The sequence below is a fragment of the bacterium genome (genome assembly GCA_035281585.1).
Taxonomy (GTDB): Bacteria; UBA10199; UBA10199; order DSSB01; family DSSB01; genus DATEDP01.
This window is the reverse complement of the sequence record DATEDP010000116.1, coordinates 1-3045: the sequence shown is the minus strand read 5'-3', so window position 1 is coordinate 3045 and position 3045 is coordinate 1. Positions and strand designations below refer to the sequence as shown.

Genomic DNA, 3045 nt, shown 5'->3' with positions numbered 1-3045 from the left:
CCTCATCGAGGAAGGCGAGCTCCAGAGCCGAGAAATCCTCTTTCCCAACGCTTCCCGGGAAGGCTCGGGCGGCGAGCTCAAGCCCGGCGATACCTTGAGCCTGGGCCGCTTTCCGGCCGGCACTCGGATCGGTTTCTTTCTGATCGCCGACGGCGCGGCCGATCCGCGGGAAACCTATTACACTTTGGACGCTTTGAATCCCGGTGACCAACGCCACCTGGCGATGCTGGCTCTGCCGGACCGCGAGCATGTCATCCTCGGAATGGAGGATCTGCCGGCGGCGAGCGGCGACCGGGATTTCAATGACCTGCTTTTCACGCTCACGACCGAACCGAAATCGGCCTTGAGCGAAGCCATCGAAGACTCGCAAATTCCGGTGGCTTCGAGCCCGCCGGCGCCGGTTCCGGAGGCAAGCCCTCCCCCGGCGAGCCAGGAGCCAAATCATGTCATGCTGCAAGAGTCGAAAGGCCCACCGATGATCGAGGGCAGCGGCGTCGGCTGCCAGGTCGGGGGAAACGGCCGGCTCGAAGGCGCGTCCTCACTTCTTTTGGGGGTGATACTGATTTGGCTTTTCAGGCACTTTTCGATGCATTCACGGGACATCATCGAAATTTTCAGAATGCCGAAACGCCGGCCTTTTCGATTTCGTCTCCACGAAAATCTCGCCCCGAAGTGCGTCTTGCCTTCCAAGTGGCTGAACCGGCCTATCGAGGCGGCTAGCCGTTGATCTTCCACCAACGGGTTTGGCGGCAAATTCCCCGGAAAATCCGGACTTCCTTTTCGGTGGGTCTGGCCCGGTTGAAGAATTGGCGGAGCAGCCGCATCAGGTGCTTGGGATTCTGCTTGTTGAGGAAGCCGATCTCGCCGAGCAAGGCCCCCAAGTCTTCATACATCCCCTCCAAGACTTGGAGCTTGGCGGTCTTGCGCTCGGTCGAACCCTTGTCCCGCCGCTTGGCGCCTTGGACGAGAAAAAGCTCGTAGGCCAAAACCATCACCGCCTGAGCTAGGTTGAGCGAGGGAAAAGCGTCGTGGCTCGGGATGTGAATCATCCGCTGGCAGAGCGCCACGTCGTCATTGAGCAAGCCGCTGTCCTCGGGCCCGAAGACCAAGGCCGTCTTTTGCTTGGCCGGCATTTCCCCGACTTGGGCGGCGAATTCCCGCGGCGTGGTCCAGTTGCCCCGCTCCTTGCCCTTGCGCCGCGAAGTGCCGACGACCAAGTCGAAGCCGCGGACCGCCGATTTCAAATCCGGAAAAATTTTCGATTTCTTGAGCAGGTCCTGGGCGTGGGCCGCCATCTTGCGGGCCTCCAGCTCAGCCTTGTCGGCCTTGGGCGCCACCAGGCGAAGGTCCTTCAGACCCATGTTCTTCATGGCGCGGGCGACCGAGCCGAGATTCCCGGAAAATAAAGGGCGGACCAAGACGACCGAAATTGGCATGGCCCTAACAATCGCTTTTAGCGCCGAAGGTCAACGAGGATTTCGGCGCCGCATCCATCCTAGCCCGGCCAGGGCCAAGAGTGCGCCGAATCCAAGCCAGGAAGCCGGCGACGTGTCCCGCGCAGGATTCAGCGAGCAGCCGCCGTCGCCCTCGACATCACCGTCATCGCCGTCGCCATTACCATCGCCGTCGTCGATTCCCTGGCAAATCGTTTCCGAATCGCAGTCGGAATCGTTGCAGTCGACTGCCCCGTCACCGTCATCGTCGATCCGATTGTCGCAGTCCTCGTCGCTCAGCGGCCCGCTGGGCTCATCGTGGATCGTCAACACGACGGCGCTAGTCGCCCCGAGGGCCACGCCGCCCTGGGGATCGCTGAGGCTGAGATTGACCGTCTCGTCGGCCTCGATCGCACCATCGGGGAGGATGGGAATAGCCACGATTTTGTTCGCCATGTCGCCGTCGGCAAAAGTCACCGTTTGATCGACCGCCTCATAGTCCAGCCCGGCGGTCGCGCTGCCGTCGGCGGTCGTGAATTGGACCGAAACTTCGCCGTCGCCGCCGCCGGTCCGGGTGACCGTCACCTGGAAGCTGCCGCCGTTTTCATTCACTTCATAGGTCGCAGCGCTAAATTGAACGGTCCCGGGAGTCGCCAAAAACTCATAGGCTCCGATGTCGCAGATGCCTTGGCGGGCAACTCCGCGTTGATCGGCCGGAAGGCAGGCCGCGGGATTGCCTTGGTTGATGGCCGGGCTGCCTGAGAGCAAGGCGTGAGTCGGGGTCGGACCGCCATTGGCGGCCAGCGGGCCGAGCATGGGATCGGCGCCGCCGCTGAAGCCGCAGCTATTGTCGGCGACGATGTTGTTTCCGCCGTCGACGACGAAAGCCCCCTGACAATCTCCACCGACCGGGTTGTCGGCAACGATGGTATTGGTCAGGTTCATGTCGTCACCGGACGAGACGTTGAAGGTGGCGAGGCCGCCGCCGTTGGCGGCGGAGTTATCCGCAATCGTCACGTTGGTCAGAAAAATTCCCTGGTGGAAATTTGCCCCGGTGAGACCGCCGCCGAATCCATCGGTCCCCACCACTTGGTTCCCGCTGATCGTCACGTTGAGCAGCTCGGCGCTGGCGTTGTCATTGGTCACGAATATGCCGCCGCCGGCGCCGTTATTGTTGGTGACGAGGTTGCCGGTCACCGCTGAATCGCTGAGCAGAAGGCTTCCGGAATTGACAATGCCGCGTCTTGAATGAGCAGCCGTTCGGCGGTCAAGTCGGAGCCGGCAACGTTGAAGATGGCGCCACCGCTTTGAGCTTCGTTATTCTCGAAGACCGAGTCACGGATAATCATCGTGCCTTGATTGACAAGGGCGCCGCCGCTGGCGTCGACGGCTTGATTTTGGCTGAAGCGCATGTCCTCCAGGGTGAGGATGCCGTCGTTTCGAAGCCCGCCGCCCTCATCGTCGATCAGGCCGTCGGTGATCGAAAGATCCCGAATCACGACGGTCGCGCCGATGTCGACGAAAATGACCTGGCCCAGGTCGTTGCCCGAGATCGCCAGAACCGAGCTGCCGGGCCCATTGATGACGAGATTCTGGGAGATGTCGAGAGTTC

Annotated in this window: 4 protein-coding genes; 1 reads left to right on the top strand and 3 read right to left on the bottom strand. The window is 61.7% G+C overall.

Annotated features, from left to right (window positions below):
- Positions 1-727: DUF4114 domain-containing protein (locus VJR29_09770; protein HKY63695.1), on the top strand; the 727-nt coding region annotated here is incomplete at its 5' end.
- Here the strand turns inward: VJR29_09770 and VJR29_09765 are convergent.
- From VJR29_09765 to VJR29_09755, 3 genes are all read right to left on the bottom strand, one after another.
- Entirely contained in the window at positions 717-1436 is a 720-nt protein-coding gene (locus VJR29_09765) for an RNA methyltransferase (protein ID HKY63694.1), read from the bottom strand. The genes VJR29_09770 and VJR29_09765 overlap by 11 nt on opposite strands.
- A 30-nt stretch (positions 1437-1466) precedes the next feature.
- Positions 1467-2630 carry a choice-of-anchor Q domain-containing protein gene (locus VJR29_09760; protein ID HKY63693.1) on the bottom strand — a complete coding sequence of 388 codons (1164 nt, stop codon included), beginning with the start codon at positions 2628-2630 and terminating at the stop codon, positions 1467-1469.
- The coding region (locus VJR29_09755) for a hypothetical protein (protein HKY63692.1) at positions 2627-3045 on the bottom strand (419 nt) is incomplete at its 5' end. The genes VJR29_09755 and VJR29_09760, both read right to left, overlap by 4 nt.